Raw genomic sequence first — 20,147 nt, 5'->3', positions numbered from 1 at the left:
GCATCCCGGCAATCGGGCAGTCCATCGCGACGATGCGCCTGTCCGATTGCCACAATATCGATGATTTCCGCAGGCTGGCACAGGCGCGCCTGCCCTTCCCCGTTTTCGATTATATTGACGGCGCGGCGGATGATGAATTGACCAAGGCGCGCAACACGGCGGCGTTTGATACGGTCGATCTGGTGCCTGATGTGCTGGCGGGTGTTGGTGAAATCGACACCTCCTGCACCATCCTTGGCCGCCGTTCGGCGCTACCTCTGATGCTCTCCCCCACCGCCGTGCAGCGCGCGTTTCACTGGCAGGGTGAAACCGCCGTTGCCAAGGCAGCAGAGAAGTTCGGCCTGTGGTTCGGCATTTCCAGCCTCGCCACCCGCAGCATCGAGGAAATCGCGGCGCTGACCAGCGGGCCGAAGCTGTTCCAGCTCTATGTCCACAAGGACAAAGGGCTGAATACCCACATGATCGAACGCTGTCAGGCCGCGAAGTTCGATGCGCTGGCATTGACGGTCGACACCATCGTTTCGGGCAAGCGCGAACGGTGCCTGCGCAGCGGCTTCACCACCCCGCCGCGCTTTACCCCGGCCAGCATCATCAGTTACGCCGCCCGCCCGCGCTGGACACTGGATTATCTGCTGCGCGAAAAGTTCCGCCTGCCCAACCTCGATACTCACGTGCGCGAGGGCAGCAGCGAAGCGCTGAGCATCGCGGATTATTTCAACACCATGCTCGACACCGCAATGGATTGGGACACAGCCGCCGCGATCCGCGAACAATGGGGCGGCACCTTTGTGCTCAAGGGCGTGATGAGCGCAGGGGATGCGCGCCGCGCGGTTGAAATCGGCGCGGATGCGATCATGGTATCGAACCACGGCGGAAGGCAATTGGATGGCAGCCGTGCGCCCTTCGACCAACTTCCCGAAATTGTTGACGCCGTGGGCGGCCAGATCGAGATAATCTGCGATGGCGGCATTCGGCGCGGCACCCATGTGATGAAGGCATTGTGCAGCGGCGCGGGCGCGGCATCGGGGGGCAGGCTCTACCTCTACGCGCTGGCAGCGGCGGGTCAGGAAGGGGTCGAGCGCGCTCTAGGCATCCTCAAGGACGAGATCGAGCGCGGGATGCGGTTGATGGGCGTGACGCGGGTGGATCAGCTCACCCATGATCGACTGCGCCAGCGATAGTGCATGGTTGAATGTCATAAATGGGTAACGCAAGACGCGCTTTGACGCTGACGCCGTTTCAACAGGGAACCACCCCATGACCAGTCTTGCCGATATTCTGCGCGCCGCACCCCTCGCCCTCGCCGTCATCACGCTCGGCGCGTGCGGAAGCAATGCCGATCAGCCCGCCAATGATGCCGATAGCTTTGCCGCGCGGATTGGCAGCGGAGAGGCTGGCCCTGCCCCAGCCCCCAACCCTGCCGCGACCGTCGCGCCAACCATCGCTACGCCTCTGCCCGGAGCGGCCCCCGGCCCATTTGCTCCTGGCACGCTGACCGATCCTGCCTCGGCCAATTGCGGCGCAAATCTGATGGGGCCGTTCATTGGCAAGCTCGCCGATCAACCGACGCGGGTGGAAATCATCACCGCGCTGGGCCGCAACGACAATCTGCGCTTTGTCCCCTTTGGCAGCATTGGCACCGTCAACCCCGATCCCACCAACCCGCGCCTTTCGATCATGCTCGATGCGCAGAACATCATCCGCGATGCGCGCTGCGGGTAATTTGCACAGGGACAATCCCGGCTTGCACAGGCAGGGATTATCGGCAAAGAATGAAATCATGACGCGGAACGCATCGCTGCTGCTTCGACTTATGCGCCCTTGGGCGTAGGTTGCCGCGCGCACGGATGGCGCGGCGCCCTTCCCAAGGGTAACTGCCGCAGCTTTCCTATCTCTCCCGCGAAAAGCCTTTTTTCATGACCATGCTCAAAAATCCTGCCGTCAAATACTGCCCGTTCGGCCAGATCAACCTGCCCGACCGCCAATGGCCTTCGCGCCTGATTGATAAAGCCCCGCGCTGGCTTTCGACCGATCTGCGCGATGGCAACCAATCGATCATCGACCCGATGGATGCGGTGAAGAAACGCCGGTTCTTCGATCTGCTGGTCGAAATCGGGGTAAAGGAAATCGAAGTCGGCTTCCCCAGCGCTGGTGCGACCGAGTTCGATTTCATATCCGGCCTCGTCCAATCGGACGCGATCCCCGAAGATGTGATCGTTCAGGTGCTGACCCAGAGCCGCGAAGACCTGATCCGCACCAGCTTTGCCAGCCTTGCAGGCGCGCGCACCGCCATCGTCCATCTGTATAACGCAGTCAGCCCGGCATGGCGCGACATCGTGTTCCGGATGAGTAAGGACGAGGTGAAAGCCATCGCCGTAGCCGGTGCCAAGGTGATGCGCGACGAAGCCGCCCGGCGCCCGGATACAGACTGGCATTTCCAGTATTCACCCGAAACATTCTCCACCGCAGAGCTCGATTTTTCGATCGAGGTTTGTGCCGCGGTGATGGAGGTTCTGGCCCCCACGCCCGAACGCCCGATCATCCTCAACCTGCCCGCCACGGTTGAGGCGGCGACGCCCAACATCTACGCCGATCAGATCGAATATTTCGCCCGCCACCTGCCGAACAGGGAAAGCGCGGTGCTTTCCTTGCATACCCACAATGATCGCGGCACCGGGGTCGCGGCGGCGGAATTGGGGCTGATGGCGGGGGCCGACCGCGTGGAAGGCTGCCTGTTCGGCAATGGCGAGCGCACCGGCAATTGCTGCCTCGTGACAATGGCGCTTAACCTTTACACCCAAGGGGTCGACCCCGGCCTCGATTTCTCCGACATCGACCGGGTGATCGAAACGGTGACCTATTGCAACGACCTGCCCGTTCACCAACGCCACCCCTATGGCGGCGAACTGGTTTACACCGCCTTTTCCGGTAGCCATCAAGACGCGATCAAGAAGGGTTTCGAAGCGCGCGAAACCCAGAATGACGAAGGCTGGCGCGTGCCCTATCTGCCGATTGATCCGGCTGATCTGGGCCGCAATTACGAAGCGGTGATCCGCGTCAATTCCCAATCCGGCAAAGGCGGGTTCGCCTGGGTGCTGGAGAAGGATCAGGGCCTCAAGCTGCCCAAGAAAATGCAGGCCGATTTCTCGCGCCACGTGCAGCAGGTTGCGGATGAGCTGGGGCGCGAATTGAACGCCGCCGATATCTGGGATGCGTTCCGCCGTGCCTATCATGTGCAAACCCACCCCAAGCACTTCCAGCTTGTGCGCTACGAGGAAAGCCGCGCATCCGATGGCACGCGGATATTCGCCGGAACAATCGCGGTGAGCGGTCAGGAACAGAGCGTTTCGGGGCGCGGCAACGGGTTGATTTCCAGCGTGATGGGCACCCTGCGTGAAGCCTTCGGGGTGGATATCGAAGTGGTCGATTACACCGAACACGCGCTGGGAACAGGGACTGACGCGCGCGCGGCGGCTTACCTTGAATGCCGCGCGGTAGATGGCCGCACCATCTGGGGCTGCGGAATCGATGAAGACATCGCCACCGCCAGCGTGCGCGCGGTGCTTTCCGCGGCCAATGCGGCGGTTGTCACGCCCACCTCCTGATCGTCCGGCCGCTTGCGCCGCGACGATTTTGCGCGCAACTATTGCCGGGTTGACCACTGGGAGGAGAGGCCCGCGATGGAGACGCTGGAACAGGACGAGGCTGCGCCCGCCCCCGCACCGCCGCAGGTTGCAGATGATCTGGCCTGGGGCGATCTTGCCCATGCGCTTGCCGCCGGTTGGCGTGATTTTCTGGCCATGCCGCAGTTCGGCCTGTTTTTCGGCGGGGTCTATGTGCTGGCCGGCCTTGCGATTGGCTGGACAGCCTTATCGGCAAGCGAACCTGGCTGGCTGATCCCGGCGATAGCGGGCTTTCCGCTGATAGCGCCGTTCATCGCGGTCGGCTTTTACGAGGCAAGCCGCAGGCGGGAACTGGCAGAGCCGCTGTCGTGGCGCGCAGTGTTCGGCGCGCTCAGGGGCCACGGTGATGAACAGATTCTGTCGATGGGGGTGATCGTATTCGTCGCCTTTTCGTTCTGGATGATCGTGGCGCACGGCATCTTTGCGGTGTTTATGGCGGAAAGCGGAATGGGCGGCGAATCGATAGCGGCGCTCGTCACCCCGGCGGGGCTGATGATGCTGGCGGTGGGCAGCGCGGTCGGCGCGGTGATGGCCTTTGCCTTTTACGCGATGACGGTGATCAGCCTGCCGATGCTGGTGGAACGCCAGGTCGATTTCCTCACCGCGATCATTGCCAGTTTCAAGGTGGTGCGCAGCAATTTTGCCGTGATGATCGGCTGGGCGGCGATTATCGCCGCGCTGTTGTTTGCGGCGATGGTGCCGGTATTCCTCGGCCTGCTGGTGGCGTTACCCGTGCTAGGCCATGCCACTTGGCATATTTATCGCCGCGCCGTGATCTGATTTCCTACCACAGCCCGCGCCGTTATAGAATGGGGCATGACGCAGCGCCTTTTTCACCTTAGGGATGACCAAAATCACTGGCGCGGGCGCGCTTGGGCGGGGCATATGGCAGGGCCGCTTTTTACGGCCAGGACTGTGTCACATGTGTCTCCAACACACTGCGTGTGCGCCGGGCAAGGGAGAGAGCAATGACACCTGCGAATCGCAACGCCGAGGATATCCTCGAACCCGATTTGGCGATCATCGACCCGCACCACCACCTGTGGGATCTGCGGCCGATGATCCCGATGTTTCCCGAGCCGCACCATCCCTTTATCGCCACACTGGTCGATAATGCGCACTACACCTTCGATCAGCTCAACGCCCACCTCGCCAGCGGGCACAACATCATCGGCACGGTCTTCATGGAATGCGGCGCGTTTTACAACGCGGCCTATGGCGATGCGTTGAAGACGGTGGGTGAGGTGGAATTCGTCAATGGTGTCGCGGCGCAATCGGCGAGCGGGCTGTATGGGCCGGGCCGGGCCTGCGCGGGGATTATCGGCCATGCTGATCTGACGCTGGGAAGCGGCGCGGGCGAAGTGCTCGACGCGCTCACCACGGTCGCCCCGCACCGGTTCCGGGGCATCCGCCATCAAGGCGCGTGGGATGCTGACCCGCAGGTGCTCGGCCCGCCATTCCATGCACCGCAAGGGCTGTACCGGGACGCGACCTTTCGCGCAGGGTTTGCCGAACTGGGCAAGCGCGGGCTGACGTTTGATGCCTGGGTGCTCGAACCGCAGCTACCTGACGTGATCGATCTGGCGCGCGCCTTTCCCGATCAGCCGATCTGCCTTGACCATTGCGGAACGCCGTTGGGGGTGGCGGCTTACAAGGGCAGGCTGCACGAAAGGTTCGACATCTGGCGTCGCCATATCCACGAGCTTGCACAATGCGAAAACGTGGTGGTCAAGCTTGGCGGGCTGGCGATGGCGTTCTGCGCCCTGCCCGAAGATGGCCCGGCAGCAGGCCACGGGTCGGAACACCTCGCCGCCTTGTGGCGTCCCTATATCGAAACCTGCATCGAAGTCTTCGGGCCGCACCGCGCGATGTTCGAAAGCAACTACCCGGTCGATTACTGGGGCGCGGACTATGCGGTGCTGTGGAACGCCTTCAAACGCCTCACCCGGTCAGCCAGCGCGGACGAAAAGGCTGCGCTGTTTGCGGGGACAGCGGCGCGGTTTTACGGGATCGAAGACCTGCTCGCCTGACGCGCAAGCTCTTTTCCAAATTGCTACTTGGCAGCCCCGCAACCGGCGTTAGAGACGGGGCCTGCAAGAATTACGTTTTCAGGAGAAACCGATGCCGCTTCCCGCCCCGTTTGATTGCCTGCGTCTTCCGCTGATCGGATCGCCGCTGTTCATCGTTTCCGGGCCGGAACTGGTTATCGCGCAATGCAAGGCCGGGATTATCGGCAGTTTCCCCGCGTTGAACGCCCGCCCGCAGACGTTGCTGGATGAATGGCTGCACCAGATCACCGAGGAACTGGCCAAGCATAACCGGATGCACCCGGATCGCCCGGCTGCGCCATTTGCGGTCAACCAGATCATCCACAGAACCAATGACCGGGTCGAAGCCGACATGGCCACCTGCGAAAAATGGCAGGTGCCGCTGGTTATCACCTCACTCGGCGCGCGTGAGGAGATTTTCCAGGCGGTGCGCAACTGGGGCGGGATCACGATGCACGACGTGATCAACAACCGCTTCGCCATGAAGGCGATCGAAAAAGGTGCCGACGGGTTGATCCCGGTCGCCGCCGGGGCTGGCGGTCACGCGGGCGCGTTGTCACCCTTCGCCTTGATGCAGGAAATCCGCGAATGGTTTGATGGGCTGGTGGCCTTATCGGGCGCGATTGGGCACGGGGCGAGCATTCTTGCGGCGCAGGCCCTGCGCGCTGACTTTGCCTATGCCGGAAGCGCCTTCATCGCCACCAAGGAAGCCAACGCCACCGAAGATTACAAGCAGGGCATCGTCGAAGGTTCGTCAGAAGGCATCATCTACTCCAACCTGTTTACAGGCGTGCACGGCAATTACCTGCGCTCATCGATCGAAAAAGCGGGGCTTGATCCTGACAACCTGCCCGAAAGCGATCCCAGCAAGATGAACTTTGGCAGCGGCGGCAACACCAAGGCCAAGGCGTGGAAAGACATCTGGGGTTCGGGCCAAGGCATCGGCCCGATCAAGCAGGTCGGCAGCGTTGAAGACCTCGTCGCCCGGTTTGAACGCGAATACCACGCCGCCAAAGCGCGGATGCTGGCCAATTCGGATTATACCGCGTGGGCCGCGCTCATCGAAGCTGCGGAATAGGCGGCTATTTCGCCAGCCACAGCGCCTCGGCCATTGTGTCGAGTTCGCTGAAGTCAAATCCGGTGCCGAGCGGGTCGTTGCGACTGAGCATCACCCGTCGGCGTTCGGCCAGCAATTGCCGTCGCAGCGCGCCTTGCAGCACGCGCAGACGCAGCAATGCTTCGGTCAGCGCCAAATCGGCATCCTGATGGCGCAGGTGTGACCAGCGCTCCTCAATCCGCCCGACCCGCGCCATCACCACTTCATTGTAACGCCGGTGCGGCCCGCGATGCAGCGGCATCCCGGTGCGGATCGCCGCCCGTTCTGTTGCTGGCAGCAACAGTCCATTGGCGCGGAAATCTTCAAACCCGACGCGGCTTCGCCCGACGGCTTCGAACAGCCCTCCGAAACACCGACGCGACAATAACTGCCGCGGCAGCAGGTGATGGCGTTGCAGGCCGGGGTCATATCCCGCCGTACCGGGACAATTGACCGAGCGAAAAGCAATCACGGCAGTGGAAGCGGTGCGACCCAAAGCCTTCATCTATTCGCGCCGCACTATGATCAGCGCGGGATCGCGCGAAGGGCGTAGCACTAACCGGGTTCCGTCGGGCGCGATGATCCGTTCATCGTTGTCCAGTCTGCCTGCGAGCACAAACTGGTTCACGAGCCGGATCCCGAGCCGCGTTGCTGCCACCCGGTCGGCGCTCAAAGGCGGTTCAATCCGCAGTTCCTGTCCGATCCAGAAATCGAGCCCTACGCTGTGCAGCGCACCATCCGCGCTTTGGGCAAAGGCAGTGAGGCCGAGCGCGGGAAACGGCCCGCCATCAAGCCATGCGGAAATGACCGATTCGAAAAACCGCCGCCCGATTGCGCTGCGCGACGGGGCCCAGCACACCGCCGCAAGATCATCGAAACACAAGGCCAGATCACGCGCCAGCGCCAGCATCGCCCGCACCACCGGTAAGCTGCGCCCACCAGCCGCAATATGCGGCCCCGGTATAACCGAAAGCGCATCGTAGCTGGCAGCGGTTGGCATTTCAGCCAGATCAAAACGATGTTCGATGACCGGGAAAGCGCCTGGCTGACCGGGGGCAAGTCCGCTGAGATCAAAGGTCAGGCCGTCACACAATAATTCAGCCCAAACCATCTGATCGGGCCAAGCCGCCGCATCCAGCAGATCATCATCACTGATAGGGTCATGGCTGAGGTCAACCGCTTGCTGGCGCGCGGCAAACGCCCTGATCGCATCGCAACTGGGCCGTTTGCCCTTGGCAAACAGCAGGTGCAATTGTGTGATATCGGCACGCTGCGACTGTGAAATTGTCCAGCCCCCTATTCTAACGCGCCCGAAAGAGCCAAAATACTTTCATCAACTTAGGCGAGTTTACAGCCCATCGTCGAGTCCTCAATCAGCAGACATATCCCGTTTTGGATCAATCGCTAAAACACGCCAAGACGCAAGCCCTCAGCCAAGGCCTCCCCCATTTCATGACACTGTTGCAGAACCTCGTCCGGCACCTGTTTCGGCGCGGCGATGGCCTCGGGCGTTTGCGCGTCAAGGTTCACGATCAATGGCTCAGCTACCCGGCGCAGACGCCATCCGGTCGCGATCCGGTCAATCTGGCGCTGCGCCCCCTCCCCATCCGAACCAGCGGCGATCAGCGTGGCATAGGGCCGCCCTTCGATCCGACCGAGCACCGGGTAATAGGCGCGATCAAACATTTCTTTCATCAGCCCGCTCATGCTCGCGAGGTTTTCTGGGCAACAGAAAATGTAACCATCGGCCGACAGCAACATTTCGGGCAATGCGTCAGCGGCAGTCACCAGCAACCCGGTCGCGCCCGCGCCCTCAGCCACCGCGCGCGCCATCGCCGCACTTGCGCCGGTGCGGCTGTGCCAGATGATCAGCAGGCTGGGCGCGGTGTTTGATGACATGGCGCAAGACTTCCCCGCACGCCTGTCGATTGTCAATCGCATCCGCCTGTCGGTTGTGCGGGGATTGGGCTAGGAAGCAGGCATGGCCACTATTTCCCAACCATCCCCCGCGCTCGCCCCCGTGCTTGGCGTCACGTCATCGCTTTCGGGCAAGGCGTGGCGGTGGCGCGGCGGCAATATGGAGCTGGATGACGGGCAGGCAGCAAGCGCGCACGGGCTGGATCGCACGATCCTCGATCAATTGCTGCTGACCCGCGGTGTGGCCGACGATGATCTGGAACGCCACGCCCGCCCGACCATGCGCGCGTTTCTGCCCGATCCGTCGGTCTTCCGCGACATGGACACCGCCGCCGAACGCCTCGCGCAGTGCGTCATCACCGGCGAGCAGGTGACGATCTACGGCGATTATGATGTCGATGGCGCCACCAGCGCGGCGTTGCTGGTCGAACTGCTGGGGCAATTGGGGCACACGGCGGGCTATTACATCCCCGACCGCCTGCTTGAAGGTTACGGCCCCAGCGGCGAAGCGCTGGTCAAACTAGCCGAAAGCGGTTCGCGGCTGATCGTCACGGTCGATTGCGGCGCTATGGCGCATGAAGCGCTGGGCATGGCGCGGGATGCGGGGGTGGATGTGATTGTGGTCGATCACCACAAATGCTCGGCCGACCTCCCGCCCGCCGCCGCGCTGGTCAATCCCAACCGGCTTGATGAAAGCGACGTGGGCGCGGCGCACGGCCATCTGGCGGCGGTGGGCGTGGCCTTTCTGCTTGGCATTGCGCTGGTGCGGAATTTGCGCGCCAAGGGCTGGTTTGCTGATCGGGCTGAGCCTGATCTGATGGGGCTGCTCGATCTGGTGGCGCTGGGAACCGTGGCCGATGTCGCCGCGCTCCACGGCCTCAACCGCGCATTTGTGGCGCAGGGACTGAAAGTGCTCGCCCGGCGCGACCGGATCGGGATGGCGGCGCTGATGGATGCAAGTCGCCTTACCCGCGCACCGCAGGCCAGCGATCTCGGCTTTTCACTCGGCCCGCGGATCAACGCGGGCGGGCGGATTGGCGAATCGACTTTGGGTGTGCGGCTGCTGACCACCACTGATCCAGACGAAGCCCGCGCCATCGCCGCGCAGCTCTCTCAGCTGAACGAAGAACGGCGCGCAATCGAAGCCGAGGTGCAGGAAGCCGCCGAAGCGCAGCTTGCCGGGCAGCACAATATGGCGGTGCAGGTATTGTCAGGCCACGGCTGGCATCCCGGCGTGATCGGGATTGTCGCGGGGCGGATCAAGGAAAAGACCGGCAAACCGGCGGTGGTCATCGCGCTCGATGATGCGCAGGGCAAAGGCTCGGGCCGGTCGATCAGCGGCGTTGATCTGGGCGCGGCGATCATTGCGGCGCGTGAGGCGGGATTGCTGGTCGCGGGCGGTGGTCACGCGATGGCGGCGGGGTTGACGATTGATCCTGCCCGGCTCCCCGATTTTGCCGAATTCCTCGACACGCGGTTGGCGCGCGATGTCGATCATGCTCGCGCCGGTCAGGCGATGCTGCTCGATCTGGCGCTGACCCCCGGCGGGCTGACCCCTGAACTGGTTGAAACGCTGGAGGCTGCCGGGCCATACGGGGTCGGCTGGCCCGCCCCACGCATTGCGGTTGGGCCGGTGCGGATCATCAAGGCGGACATCGTCGGCAAGGATCACCTGCGGTTGATCGCGTGCGGCATGGACGGGCGCAGTTTCAAGGCGATTGCCTTTCGTGCGGGCGAAACTGAAATGGCGCAAACCCTGCTTCACCGCAGCAATGGGCGGCGTTTTCACCTTGCGGGCCGCGTGAAGCTTGATGACTGGGGCAACCGTCCGGCGGCTGAACTGCATCTTGAAGACGCCGCTTTCGCCGATTGATCGCAGCGGTGGGTGTTTTTCCGCGCGGGCAACCAAACGGGACTTGACCGACCCCATCCACCCCCCTAAGTGCGCGCTCTCGCAACCGAGATGGCCCCTTCGTCTAGCGGTTAGGACGCGGCCCTTTCACGGCTGAAACACGGGTTCGATTCCCGTAGGGGTCACCACTTCCGTTGCGGATGAACAGGGCGGCAGGCTTAGGCTTGGCCGCCCTTTTTCATGTCCGCGCCTAATCTGTAGCGCGCCTGCTTCCCACCACCCGCGCAAGGTTGTAAGGGGGCTCTCATCATGGGCAGCGGCCAGAACATCCCGATCGCCGGCATCCTGCTCGCGGCTGCTACCTTTGTGGCTATGCTGTTGACCGGGGTCGATCCGGTGATTGCCTTGGCAGTGGTGGCAGTCTGGGTTGGCTCGCTGCTGGTGGCCGGGGGACGACCGCCCGAACCACCCAAGGTCAAGGTGAAGCCAAGCGTCACGGTCGATTCGATTCGCGACCTGATCGAAAATTCTTCCACCCCGCTGCTGATTACCGAACGCAGCACCATCGCCATCGCCAACCGTGCCGCGCGCAAGCTTTTGGGCCCGCATGTTATCGGCCAGGACGCCCGCGTTGCGCTGCGCCAGCCCGAAGCGGCATCGCTGCTCAACGAAAACCGGGAAGGCGAGGCGATTGTTCGCGGGCTCGTGCGGCGCGGCGATATCTGGCAGATCAACCGGCAGGCAATCGATGATCGGCTGGCGATGCTGGAATTCATAAGCCAGACGGCCGAGGCCGATATCAGCCGCGCGCACACCGATTTCGTCGCCAATGCCAGCCACGAATTGCGCACGCCGTTGGCCGCGATTCTGGGCTATGTCGAAACCCTGCGCGAAGGCGATGGCGGCATTGAAACCACCACCGCGCAAAAATTTCTCGGCATCATCGAACGCGAAGCGCAACGTATGCAGGCGCTGGTCAGCGATCTGATGAGCCTGTCACGGGTCGAGGCGGAAAAGCATGATCTGCCGACCGAGCGGATCGACCTGCTTCCGCTGGTTGAACGCGCCGCTCGCGACGCTGCCGGATCGAACCGCAGCGATCGATTGCAGATGGAATTGCACGCTGACGTTTGCGTTTTGGGCGATCGCCAGCAGCTAGAGCAGGTGGTGCGAAATCTCGTCGACAATGCGCTTAAATACGGTGCTCCTGACAAGCCGGTCACTGTGGCGCTCGATCTGGGGCAGGCTGGCCACGCGCGGATTACGGTGGCCGATCAGGGCGAAGGTATTGCGCCTGAACAGATCCCGCACCTGACCCGCCGGTTTTACCGCACAGATCCGGGGCGCAGCCGCGCGTCAGGTGGCACCGGGCTAGGCCTCGCCATCGTCAAGCATATCGTGGAACGCCACCGTGGACGGCTCGACATCACCAGCGAACTTGGCGTAGGCACAAGCGTGGTGTTGCGGATTCCTGTGGCCGAACCAGAACCGGAACCGGACGCCGAAAATTACGCCATTCATGACAATGATGTAACCCCGCACGAAGCTGAAACCCAACAACTGTCATAGTAGTGTCTTATTTCTTCAACATGCGCTGGGCATGACATAATCGCTGGGGCTTCGCGGCTGTGCCAGCTCGTTTCAATAAATTGCGCACCCCGTGCAGGAACCACAGGTCTGATTGATGTCGCCGATCACGTTGATCCTGATTGCTATGGGGCTAGGCCTTGCAGGTTGGCTTTCCGGCCGGGCCAAGGCGTGGAGCTTCCAATCGAGTGACCCGGCGCTGCGCTCAGCCTCGCGTCCGGTCTATCATGCCTGGTATGTCGCATTGTGGGTGGTGATCCCGGTTCTGGCATTCATCACCATATGGTCGGTGCTGGCGCCGCAACTGGTGATGCAATCAGTGCTGGCGTCGCCCGCCGCGGCCCAGCTTCCCGCCTTCGGGTTTGAACGCGACGCGTTTATCGGCGAAGCGCGCGCGGTGGCGCAGGGCACTGCGCCGGCAGTTTTCAATGTCGAGGCCGAAGCACTGGTCGCCCCGTTCAGGGAGGCGATCAGCCGCTACAAGATCATCGGCATAATCGTGACTGTGCTGATTGCTCTGGCTTGCGGCGGGCTTGCCTTCCTGCGGCTGCGCCCCGATTTCCGCGCCCGCACCCGGGTTGAACGCACGGTGATGATGATCCTGCTGCTGGCCTCGCTGGTGGCGATCCTTACCACGCTGGGCATTTTCGGCAGCCTGGTGTTTGAAACCTTCCGGTTTTTCACCTTCGTTTCACCGGTGGATTTCCTGTTCGGCACTTTCTGGGGGCCGGATACGATGGTCAGCCCCGAAGCGACCGACCCTTCGCGTTATGGCGCGGTGCCATTGTTCTGGGGGACGATTTTCATTGGCGCGATCATTGCGATGATCGTGGCGATCCCGCTTGGCTTGATGAGCGCGATCTACCTTACCCAATATGCCCACCCGCGCGTGCGCAGCTGGGTCAAGCCGTTGCTGGAGATTCTCGCCGGGGTGCCGACGGTAGTTTATGGCTATTTTGCCGCGCTGACGCTGGCTCCGATGATCCGCGATGCCGCCGTCGCAATCGGCATCACCAGCGCCTCGACCGAAAGCGCGCTGGCGGCCGGTATTGTCATGGGGGTGATGATCATTCCCTTCGTATCATCGATGGCAGATGATTCGATGGCGGCCGTTCCCGGTGCGATGCGCGATGGCAGCCTGGCGATGGGGGCGACCAAGTCCGAAACCATCCGCAGGGTGCTGTTCCCAGCTGCCCTGCCCGGCATTGTTGCCGGGATCATGCTGGCGGTCAGCCGCGCGATTGGTGAAACCATGATCGTGGTGATGGCAGCATCGCCTGCCGCCAATCTCACCGCCAATCCGCTTGAACCAATGTCGACCGTGACGGTGCAGATCGTCAAGCTGCTGACCGGCGAACAAAGCACCGATCACCCCGCCACGCTCAGCGCCTTTGCCTTGGGATTTGTGCTGTTCATGGTGACACTAGCGCTGAACTTCATCGCCCTGCGCGTCGTCAAGCGTTTCCGCGAGGCCTACGAATGAGCAGCATTGTCCTCCCCACGTCAGACGTGAATGCCGATTCCTCGCGGCCAACGCGCACACCCACGTTCGAAAAACGGCTCGCCAAGCGGTACCGTGATGAACGCAACTTCCGTCTGCTCGGCCTTGCTGCTGTCGGGTTTTCGGTGGCGGTTCTGGTGTTCCTGCTCGGCAATATGCTGGTGAACGGAATCGGCGGGTTCCAGCGCGCCGAACTCGCTGTCACCATCGACTTTCCCGAAAGCGGAATAAGCGGCGATGCAGTATCGCTGACGGCGCCCAGCGCGACGCAGACGCTCGAAATGCAGGGCCTGCCCGATGTGGTGGCGTTCTATGCCGAACAGCAACTTGGGCCGGATGCAGCCGCTGAGCTGTCATCGGAAGGCTGGCGTGATCTGGCCGCCGCGCTGGCCGCCGATCCCACGCTGATTGAACGCAGCGCGACGTTTCAACTGGCGTCTTCCTCGGCGCTGGCGGCCGGAATGCGGGGTGAAGGCCCACTGGAAATGCAGGCATTGGCTGCACGGTTGGTGAACGAAGGTAAGCTTGCGCGGAATTGGGACTGGGGCTTCCTCGCCCGTTCGGATGCGACCAGTCCGCAGGCGGTGGGCATATGGGGGGCGCTCAAGGGCACCATGCTGACGATGTTGGTCACGCTGGTGCTGGCCTTCCCGATCGGGGTGCTGTCAGCGCTTTACTTGGAAGAATACGCGCCCAGAAACCGCTGGACCGACCTGATCGAAGTGTCGATCAGCAATCTGGCTGCTGTGCCATCGATCATCTTCGGCTTGCTTGGCCTCGCGATCTTCCTTTCGCTGTTTCCCAACCTGCGTTCCGCCCCGCTGATCGGCGGGATGACGCTGGCACTGATGACAATGCCGGTGATCGTGATTTCGGGGCGCAACGCGATCAAGGCGGTGCCACCGTCGATCCGCGACGGCGCGCTGGCGATTGGCGCTTCGCCGGTGCAGGTGGTGTTCCATCATGTGCTGCCGCTGGCGATGCCGGGGATGCTGACAGGAACGATCATCGGCATGGCCCGCGCGCTGGGTGAAACCGCGCCGCTGCTGCTGATCGGAATGCGCGCCTTTGTCGCCACCCCGCCCGATGGCTTCACTTCGCCCGCCACAGTGCTGCCGATGCAGATTTTCCTGTGGTCTGATGAAATTGATCGCGGCTTTGTGGAACGCACCAGTGCAGCTATTATCGTGCTGCTGGTGTTCCTGCTCGCCATGAACGGCCTCGCTATTTACCTCCGCAACAAATTCGAGAAACGCTGGTGACTGTGATCCATCCCAATATGACCGACGAAAGCGCCAAAATCCGCGCGCGCGACGTTTCGGTCTTTTACGGCGACATCAAGGCGATTGACGAAGTGTCGATCGACATCTCGCCCAATTACGTCACCGCCTTTATCGGCCCGTCGGGCTGCGGCAAATCGACGTTTCTGCGATGCTTCAACCGCATGAACGACACGATCAGCACGGCCAAGGTGAGCGGGTTGATCGAGCTTGATGGTGAGGACATCCACGCCGACCGGATGGACGTGGTGCAACTGCGCGCGCGGGTCGGGATGGTGTTCCAAAAGCCCAACCCTTTCCCCAAATCGATTTATGAAAACATCGCCTATGGGCCGAAAATCCACGGCTTTGCCGAAAAGAAGGCCGATCTTGATGTGGTGGTCGAACGTTCGCTTACCCGCGCGGGGCTGTGGGACGAGGTCAAGGACAGGCTCGACGATTCGGGCACCGCGTTGTCGGGGGGGCAGCAGCAGCGCCTGTGCATCGCGCGCGCCATCGCGGTTGACCCGGAGGTGATCCTCATGGATGAACCGGCAAGCGCGCTCGATCCGATCGCGACCGCCAAGATTGAGGAACTGATCGATGAACTTTCTGGCCGATACGCCATCGTGATCGTCACCCACTCGATGCAACAGGCCGCCCGCGTCAGTCAGCGCACGGCATTTTTCCACCTCGGCAAGATGGTGGAATATGGCCCAACCTCGGATATTTTCACCAATCCGATCGAAGAACGCACCAAGGACTATATCACCGGAAGGTACGGCTGATGGCTGAACATACCGTCAAGGCCTTCGACGAAGACATCACCCGGCTGCGCGGCCTGATCGCGGAAATGGGCGGGTTGGCTGAAGTCGCCATTGCCGAATCGCTTGATGCGCTGGTGCGCGGCGACGTGGCGCTGGCCGAAAGCGTTGTGGCCCGCGACAAGCGCATCGACGCGCTGGAGACCGAGGTTGATAAGCTGGCGGTGCGAATCATCGCCTTGCGCGCGCCGATGGCTGATGACCTGCGCGAAGTGATCGCTGCACTGAAAATCGGCGGGGTGATCGAGAGGATCGGTGATTATTCCAAGAACATCGCCAAGCGGGTCGGCATGATCGAAGGTCGCGGCCGTTTTGAACCGCTGACACTGCTGCCGGCAATGGGCGAGTTGGCGGGCGATATGGTGCACGACGTGCTTACCGCCTATGCCGCGCGCGATCCCGATCTGGCCCGCGAAGTGATCGCCACCGATGCCAAGGTTGACGCCTTTTACAACAGCATTTTCCGCAATCTTGTCAGCCATATGGTCGAAAATCCTTCGACCATTTCGAGCGCAGCACAGCTATTGTTCGTCGCCCGCAATATCGAACGCATCGGCGATCACGCGACCAATGTGGCGGAAATGGTGCACTTTGCGGCGACCGGTGTCTATCCGCCCGAAGGGGACCGGTGAAAGTAAGATATGACGGGCGATGCGTAACGCCCGTGTGGAAAACTTGTCGCATTCCGTTTCATCAAACTGTCGCGTAGATGACACATAGCACTTGTCAGCGCCCGTCTGTGCGGGCTTGAGGAGGCATCTTGCCCATGTCCGCTGCCAAATTACTGCTGGTTGAAGATGATCCGGCGCTGTCCGAATTGCTCGAATATCGTTTCCAGAACGAAGGCTATTCCGTCCGTTGCACAGGCGATGGCGACGAGGCCTTGATTCTCGCCAGCGAGGAAGTGCCCGATCTCATCATCCTTGACTGGATGATCGAAGGCACCAGCGGGATCGAGGTTTGCCGTCGGCTGCGCCGCGACAAGGAAACCGCACACGTCCCGATCATCATGCTGACCGCGCGCGAGGCTGAGGATGACCGGGTGCGCGGGCTCGAAACCGGGGCGGATGATTACCTGACCAAGCCGTTCAGCCCGCGCGAACTGCTCGCCCGGGTGGCGGCGGTGATGCGGCGTATCCGCCCGGCGCTGGCGGGTGAGACGATCGAGGTTGGCGATCTCAAGCTTGATCCGGTGGCGCACCGGGTGCAGCGTCGCGGCCGCGCGCTGCAACTGGGGCCGACCGAGTACCGCTTGCTCAAGTTCTTCATGGAAAGCCCGAGCCGGGTGTTCAACCGCGGGCAATTGCTTGACGGGGTGTGGGGCACCGGCTCCGACATCGAGTTGCGCACGGTCGATGTCCATATCCGCCGCTTGCGCAAAGCAATCGGGATCGACGGCGCGAAAGACCCGATCCGCACGGTACGATCTGCCGGATATGCGCTTGAGGCGAGCTGAAGTTTACTCGCTAACCCTAATGAAAATCGCGTGATTTTGGCAATATCCGGTGGTCGCGCGGGTGGCCGCTTGGCCCGTGCTCGAACATCAAGCGGTTGGCCTCGTCGGCGCGGGCCAGCGGAGCGCTCAGCAGATGCATCCGCCCGGCACTGATGAGGCGGCATAACCGGCCATAGGCGGCACGATCTTCAGGATAAGCGAGAAAGGCCAGCCCCTCCACCGTCTCGATCCGGCAGCCGATCACCGGGCGCAGCTTGAGCGCCTTCGCCTCGGTATGCAGGCGCACCACGCCTGCCAGTGAATTGGCATCGGCCAGCCCGATTGCATCATAACCGTGGGCGTGCGCGGCCAGCACCAGATCAGCCGCGTGCGACGCGCCGCGCAAAAAGCTGAAACAGCTGACGATTCCGAGTTCGACAAAGGCGCTGCGCAGGGGCAGCACATCATCAGGGGTTTCGATCGTTTTCTGGGGCATTGGGAACCTTAGGGAACACCTTTATGTTCCTTATATGTTCCGCGCCAAATGCAAAGCTTGCAAGTAGGTAGTCAGACCCTGCGGCGTTGCGGGGCAGCCAGCTTTGCGCCGCCCTGTTCACACAGATAATCGATCACAGCGGGATGCATTGCGCCTTCGAAAGCGACGCCCGCGATTGGCCCTTCAATCCAGGCGATGTTGCCGAGCGGCGCGTTGATGCCGTTCACCCTCATCGTCACCCGGTCGCCCATCTCGGCAAATCCCGGTTTTCCACGGATCTTGCAACCGCCTTCGGACAGGTCGATCAGATCGACGAACACCACGCGCGAGCGCACCCGGCTTTTCACCATCAGGCTTATCGGTCGGCGATCAGACGCCCGCGGGATCGAATCGAGGTTCATGGTCTGAACTTCGCATAAACACGTAAAGGAACTCTAAGCAGGCCTATAAGGAGGCTTAAAGGCAACACCTAGGCTCAGGGCCCTAGGCATACAGCCCCGTGCAGAAACCAATCGGGCACCCCGCCGCGCCCGTCGCCTGCGATCCCTTGGCGGTAAATCCAGTAACGCCAGTCGCCAGCGCGATTCCGGGGGTACGCGAAGCACAGCGCGGGCAGATGAAAGGTGCGAGGACATAGCTGAACGACTCATCTGTTCATATTATGTTCCATTTGTGAGCTTGGCAATCGCTTCGTCAACCAACAAAAAAGGGGCGCCTGAACCAGGCGCCCCTCTAATTGTCTCAAACGGCATTGATCAAAAACCGGATTAGCCCTTAGGCAGGAGTGTTTCCTCTCCCAGCACATCATCAACCACTTCCACGACCCCGCGTCCCAGATGACTGCGGCTGCGGCCATAGGCGACATACATGAGCACCCCGGCCACAGTCCATGTTGGCAATACGATCATTGCTTCGAACGGCAGATTGAAGAACAGGAACAGACAGCCTGCCATCGCCGCAGGGGCAATGACCCACAAGCCCATAACCCGGAATGGCCGCTTCACATCAGGCCGCTTACGCCGCAGCACCATCACCGCCAGCGCGACCATCGCAAAGGCGTACAGTGTTCCGGCATTGGCAATGTCAGCCAGCTTGCCCACCGGCAGGAACGCGGCACCAACCGCCACCGCCGCGCCGGTGATCATCGTCACCACATGCGGGGTCTGCCACTTGGGGTGAACCCGGCTAAGCACATCGGGAAGCAAGCCGTCACGGCTCATCACGAAGAAGATGCGGGTCTGCGCAAACAGCAGCACCAGGATCACCGATGGCAAGGCAATGAACGCGGCATAGCCCAGCGCATTACCGATCCCCGAATAGCCGATCTGCCGCAGCACATGGGCCAACGCTTCATCCGAACATACCAACGCAGCGGAATAGGCCGGCATGGCGCATTGCCGTGCAAGTTCTTCTGAACCGGCCGGGAACGGAACGCCGCCCGGGCCCATGATCGGCTGACCACCAATCGTGCCAATCGCCCCGGCTGCCACCAGAATGTAGAACACCGTGCAGAACAACAGCGAACCGATCAGCCCGATCGGAACGTTGCGCTGCGGGTTTTTGGTTTCTTCAGCTGCGGTCGAAACCGCATCGAAACCGACATAGGCGAAGAAGATCGTCGCCGCAGCGCCGACCGCGCCGACACCCGTGCCCCAACCGCCAAAAACGCCAGCCGGCAGGAACGGGTTGAATTTATCCGCATCAACTTCGGGCAGGGTCAACACGATGAAGATCGTGAGCGCAGTCACCTTGATCGCCACCAGCACCGCGTTGACCTTGGCGCTTTCGCTGGTGCCGATCAGCAGCAACCAGGTAACCAGCAGTGCGATCACGAAAGCAGGAAGGTTGATAATACCTCCCTCGACCCCGCCAAACGCCAGCGGCCCACCCGAAAGCGCGGCTGGCAGGTGTATCCCGAATGTCTCATTGAGGATTGTGCCGACGAAATAGCCTGACCACCCCACAGAAACGGCGCTCGCCGCGATCGCGTATTCGAGCACCAACGCCCAGCCCACTGTCCAAGCGAGAAATTCGCCCATCGTCGCATAGGTGTAGGTATAAGCCGAACCCGATACCGGAATGGTCGAGGCGATTTCAGCATAGCATAAAGCCGCGACAATACAGATCAGCCCCGCAATGGCGAAGGCCAGCATCAGACCCGGCCCGGCTTTCTGCGCCCCCGCAGATGTCAGCACGAATATCCCGGTGCCGATGATACTGCCGATGCCGAACAGCATCAGTTGCAATCCGCCGAGCGTGCGCTTGAGCGATTTCTTCTCCGCTGCTGCGAGGATCGCATCAAGCGGCTTTACCCTGTCAAGAAACATCTGGAATAAATCTCCCACTGATCGCAAGCAGATCCCCCGCGCGATCGTCGGGGACGGAAGCTAGCGTAACACCGGCGCAACACAAGTCGAAAGCGCGCTCTTTCCCCAAGCGCAGACAATCG

18 protein-coding genes, 1 tRNA gene and 1 pseudogene are annotated in these 20,147 nt (G+C 61.8%); 14 read left to right on the top strand and 6 right to left on the bottom strand.

What is annotated here, in order from left to right:
• Positions 1–32 precede the first annotated feature (32 nt).
• From ABIE62_RS07565 to ABIE62_RS07540, 6 genes are all read left to right on the top strand, one after another.
• On the top strand, positions 33–1,181 hold the full coding sequence (locus ABIE62_RS07565; RefSeq protein ID WP_354324889.1) for an alpha-hydroxy acid oxidase: 1,149 nt from the start codon (positions 33–35) through the stop codon (positions 1,179–1,181).
• 76 nt (positions 1,182–1,257) lie between these two features.
• A complete protein-coding gene (locus ABIE62_RS07560) occupies positions 1,258–1,722 on the top strand; it encodes a hypothetical protein (protein WP_354324887.1) in 465 nt (154 codons plus the stop codon).
• 194 nt (positions 1,723–1,916) lie between these two features.
• On the top strand, positions 1,917–3,605 hold the full coding sequence (leuA, locus tag ABIE62_RS07555; protein ID WP_354324886.1) for a 2-isopropylmalate synthase: 1,689 nt from the start codon (positions 1,917–1,919) through the stop codon (positions 3,603–3,605).
• A gap of 75 nt (positions 3,606–3,680) precedes the next feature.
• On the top strand, positions 3,681–4,463 hold the full coding sequence (locus tag ABIE62_RS07550) for a DUF2189 domain-containing protein (protein ID WP_354324884.1): 783 nt from the start codon (positions 3,681–3,683) through the stop codon (positions 4,461–4,463).
• A gap of 188 nt (positions 4,464–4,651) precedes the next feature.
• Positions 4,652–5,713 carry an amidohydrolase family protein gene (locus ABIE62_RS07545; protein ID WP_354324883.1) on the top strand — a complete coding sequence of 354 codons (1,062 nt, stop codon included), beginning with the start codon at positions 4,652–4,654 and terminating at the stop codon, positions 5,711–5,713.
• Positions 5,714–5,804: 91 nt separating this feature from the next.
• Positions 5,805–6,809: an NAD(P)H-dependent flavin oxidoreductase gene (locus ABIE62_RS07540; RefSeq protein WP_354324881.1), complete on the top strand. Its 1,005-nt coding sequence runs from the start codon at positions 5,805–5,807 to the stop codon at positions 6,807–6,809.
• A 4-nt stretch (positions 6,810–6,813) separates the two neighbouring features.
• Here the strand turns inward: ABIE62_RS07540 and ABIE62_RS07535 are convergent, their stop codons facing one another.
• The 3 genes from ABIE62_RS07535 to ABIE62_RS07525 all read right to left on the bottom strand — a co-directional run bounded on the left by ABIE62_RS07535 (position 6,814) and on the right by ABIE62_RS07525 (position 8,726).
• Positions 6,814–7,332, bottom strand: a complete 519-nt coding sequence (locus ABIE62_RS07535; RefSeq protein WP_354324880.1) for an AHH domain-containing protein — start codon at positions 7,330–7,332, stop codon at positions 6,814–6,816.
• Complete coding sequence (locus ABIE62_RS07530; protein WP_354324878.1) at positions 7,333–8,079, bottom strand: hypothetical protein; 747 nt, start codon at positions 8,077–8,079, stop codon at positions 7,333–7,335. It abuts the gene before it with no gap.
• A 152-nt stretch (positions 8,080–8,231) separates the two neighbouring features.
• Complete coding sequence (locus ABIE62_RS07525) at positions 8,232–8,726, bottom strand: flavodoxin family protein (protein ID WP_354324876.1); 495 nt, start codon at positions 8,724–8,726, stop codon at positions 8,232–8,234.
• An 82-nt stretch (positions 8,727–8,808) separates the two neighbouring features.
• On the opposite strand from ABIE62_RS07525, the gene recJ reads away from it, so the two are divergent.
• From recJ to phoB, 8 genes are all read left to right on the top strand, one after another.
• Positions 8,809–10,617, top strand: coding sequence for a single-stranded-DNA-specific exonuclease RecJ (gene recJ, locus ABIE62_RS07520; RefSeq protein ID WP_354324874.1), 1,809 nt, complete (start codon positions 8,809–8,811; stop codon positions 10,615–10,617).
• 92 nt (positions 10,618–10,709) lie between these two features.
• A tRNA-Glu gene (locus tag ABIE62_RS07515) sits at positions 10,710–10,784 on the top strand.
• A gap of 121 nt (positions 10,785–10,905) precedes the next feature.
• Complete coding sequence (locus ABIE62_RS07510; protein ID WP_354324872.1) at positions 10,906–12,165, top strand: sensor histidine kinase; 1,260 nt, start codon at positions 10,906–10,908, stop codon at positions 12,163–12,165.
• A gap of 115 nt (positions 12,166–12,280) precedes the next feature.
• The gene (gene pstC / locus ABIE62_RS07505) at positions 12,281–13,666 is read left to right on the top strand and encodes a phosphate ABC transporter permease subunit PstC (protein WP_354324871.1); all 1,386 of its coding nucleotides are present in this window, start codon (positions 12,281–12,283) and stop codon (positions 13,664–13,666) included.
• Positions 13,663–14,946 carry a phosphate ABC transporter permease PstA gene (gene pstA, locus ABIE62_RS07500; RefSeq protein ID WP_354324869.1) on the top strand — a complete coding sequence of 428 codons (1,284 nt, stop codon included), beginning with the start codon at positions 13,663–13,665 and terminating at the stop codon, positions 14,944–14,946. The genes pstC and pstA overlap by 4 nt, the downstream gene beginning before the upstream one ends.
• 17 nt (positions 14,947–14,963) lie before the next feature.
• A complete protein-coding gene (gene pstB, locus ABIE62_RS07495; protein ID WP_354324867.1) occupies positions 14,964–15,731 on the top strand; it encodes a phosphate ABC transporter ATP-binding protein PstB in 768 nt (255 codons plus the stop codon).
• Positions 15,731–16,399 carry a phosphate signaling complex protein PhoU gene (phoU, locus tag ABIE62_RS07490; protein WP_354324866.1) on the top strand — a complete coding sequence of 223 codons (669 nt, stop codon included), beginning with the start codon at positions 15,731–15,733 and terminating at the stop codon, positions 16,397–16,399. Before pstB ends, phoU begins: the two co-directional genes overlap by 1 nt.
• Positions 16,400–16,533: 134 nt before the next feature.
• The gene (gene phoB / locus ABIE62_RS07485) at positions 16,534–17,223 is read left to right on the top strand and encodes a phosphate regulon transcriptional regulator PhoB (protein WP_354324864.1); all 690 of its coding nucleotides are present in this window, start codon (positions 16,534–16,536) and stop codon (positions 17,221–17,223) included.
• Positions 17,224–17,347: 124 nt separating this feature from the next.
• Here phoB and ABIE62_RS07480 read toward each other — a convergent pair.
• The 3 genes and pseudogenes from ABIE62_RS07480 to ABIE62_RS07470 all read right to left on the bottom strand — a co-directional run.
• Positions 17,348–17,698, bottom strand: a pseudogene (locus tag ABIE62_RS07480) (PHP domain-containing protein); the annotation flags it as partial.
• 71 nt (positions 17,699–17,769) lie between these two features.
• Positions 17,770–18,099, bottom strand: a complete 330-nt coding sequence (locus ABIE62_RS07475; protein ID WP_354324863.1) for a PilZ domain-containing protein — start codon at positions 18,097–18,099, stop codon at positions 17,770–17,772.
• A gap of 366 nt (positions 18,100–18,465) precedes the next feature.
• Complete coding sequence (locus ABIE62_RS07470; RefSeq protein WP_354324861.1) at positions 18,466–20,025, bottom strand: amino acid permease; 1,560 nt, start codon at positions 20,023–20,025, stop codon at positions 18,466–18,468.
• Between the last annotated feature and the right edge of the window lie 122 nt (positions 20,026–20,147).

Origin of the sequence: Porphyrobacter sp. MBR-155 (assembly GCF_040547625.1) — a bacterium.
Lineage (GTDB): Bacteria > Pseudomonadota > Alphaproteobacteria > Sphingomonadales > Sphingomonadaceae > Erythrobacter.
The sequence above is the reverse complement of the archived record's forward strand: the minus strand, read 5'-3'. Positions and strand labels throughout refer to the sequence as shown.

What these genes read in the sequence shown, in the direction of transcription:
- ABIE62_RS07565 (WP_354324889.1), top strand. Translation starts at nt 33, where the DNA reads ATGCGCCTGTCCGATTGCCACAATATCGATGATTTCCGCAGGCTGGCA.
- ABIE62_RS07560 (WP_354324887.1), top strand. Translation starts at nt 1,258, where the DNA reads ATGACCAGTCTTGCCGATATTCTGCGCGCCGCACCCCTCGCCCTCGCC.
- leuA (WP_354324886.1), top strand. Translation starts at nt 1,917, where the DNA reads ATGACCATGCTCAAAAATCCTGCCGTCAAATACTGCCCGTTCGGCCAG.
- ABIE62_RS07550 (WP_354324884.1), top strand. Translation starts at nt 3,681, where the DNA reads ATGGAGACGCTGGAACAGGACGAGGCTGCGCCCGCCCCCGCACCGCCG.
- ABIE62_RS07545 (WP_354324883.1), top strand. Translation starts at nt 4,652, where the DNA reads ATGACACCTGCGAATCGCAACGCCGAGGATATCCTCGAACCCGATTTG.
- ABIE62_RS07540 (WP_354324881.1), top strand. Translation starts at nt 5,805, where the DNA reads ATGCCGCTTCCCGCCCCGTTTGATTGCCTGCGTCTTCCGCTGATCGGA.
- ABIE62_RS07535 (WP_354324880.1), bottom strand. Translation starts at nt 7,332, where the DNA reads ATGAAGGCTTTGGGTCGCACCGCTTCCACTGCCGTGATTGCTTTTCGC.
- ABIE62_RS07525 (WP_354324876.1), bottom strand. Translation starts at nt 8,726, where the DNA reads ATGTCATCAAACACCGCGCCCAGCCTGCTGATCATCTGGCACAGCCGC.
- recJ (WP_354324874.1), top strand. Translation starts at nt 8,809, where the DNA reads ATGGCCACTATTTCCCAACCATCCCCCGCGCTCGCCCCCGTGCTTGGC.
- ABIE62_RS07510 (WP_354324872.1), top strand. Translation starts at nt 10,906, where the DNA reads ATGGGCAGCGGCCAGAACATCCCGATCGCCGGCATCCTGCTCGCGGCT.
- pstC (WP_354324871.1), top strand. Translation starts at nt 12,281, where the DNA reads ATGTCGCCGATCACGTTGATCCTGATTGCTATGGGGCTAGGCCTTGCA.
- pstA (WP_354324869.1), top strand. Translation starts at nt 13,663, where the DNA reads ATGAGCAGCATTGTCCTCCCCACGTCAGACGTGAATGCCGATTCCTCG.
- pstB (WP_354324867.1), top strand. Translation starts at nt 14,964, where the DNA reads ATGACCGACGAAAGCGCCAAAATCCGCGCGCGCGACGTTTCGGTCTTT.
- phoU (WP_354324866.1), top strand. Translation starts at nt 15,731, where the DNA reads ATGGCTGAACATACCGTCAAGGCCTTCGACGAAGACATCACCCGGCTG.
- phoB (WP_354324864.1), top strand. Translation starts at nt 16,534, where the DNA reads ATGTCCGCTGCCAAATTACTGCTGGTTGAAGATGATCCGGCGCTGTCC.
- ABIE62_RS07475 (WP_354324863.1), bottom strand. Translation starts at nt 18,099, where the DNA reads ATGAACCTCGATTCGATCCCGCGGGCGTCTGATCGCCGACCGATAAGC.
- ABIE62_RS07470 (WP_354324861.1), bottom strand. Translation starts at nt 20,025, where the DNA reads ATGTTTCTTGACAGGGTAAAGCCGCTTGATGCGATCCTCGCAGCAGCG.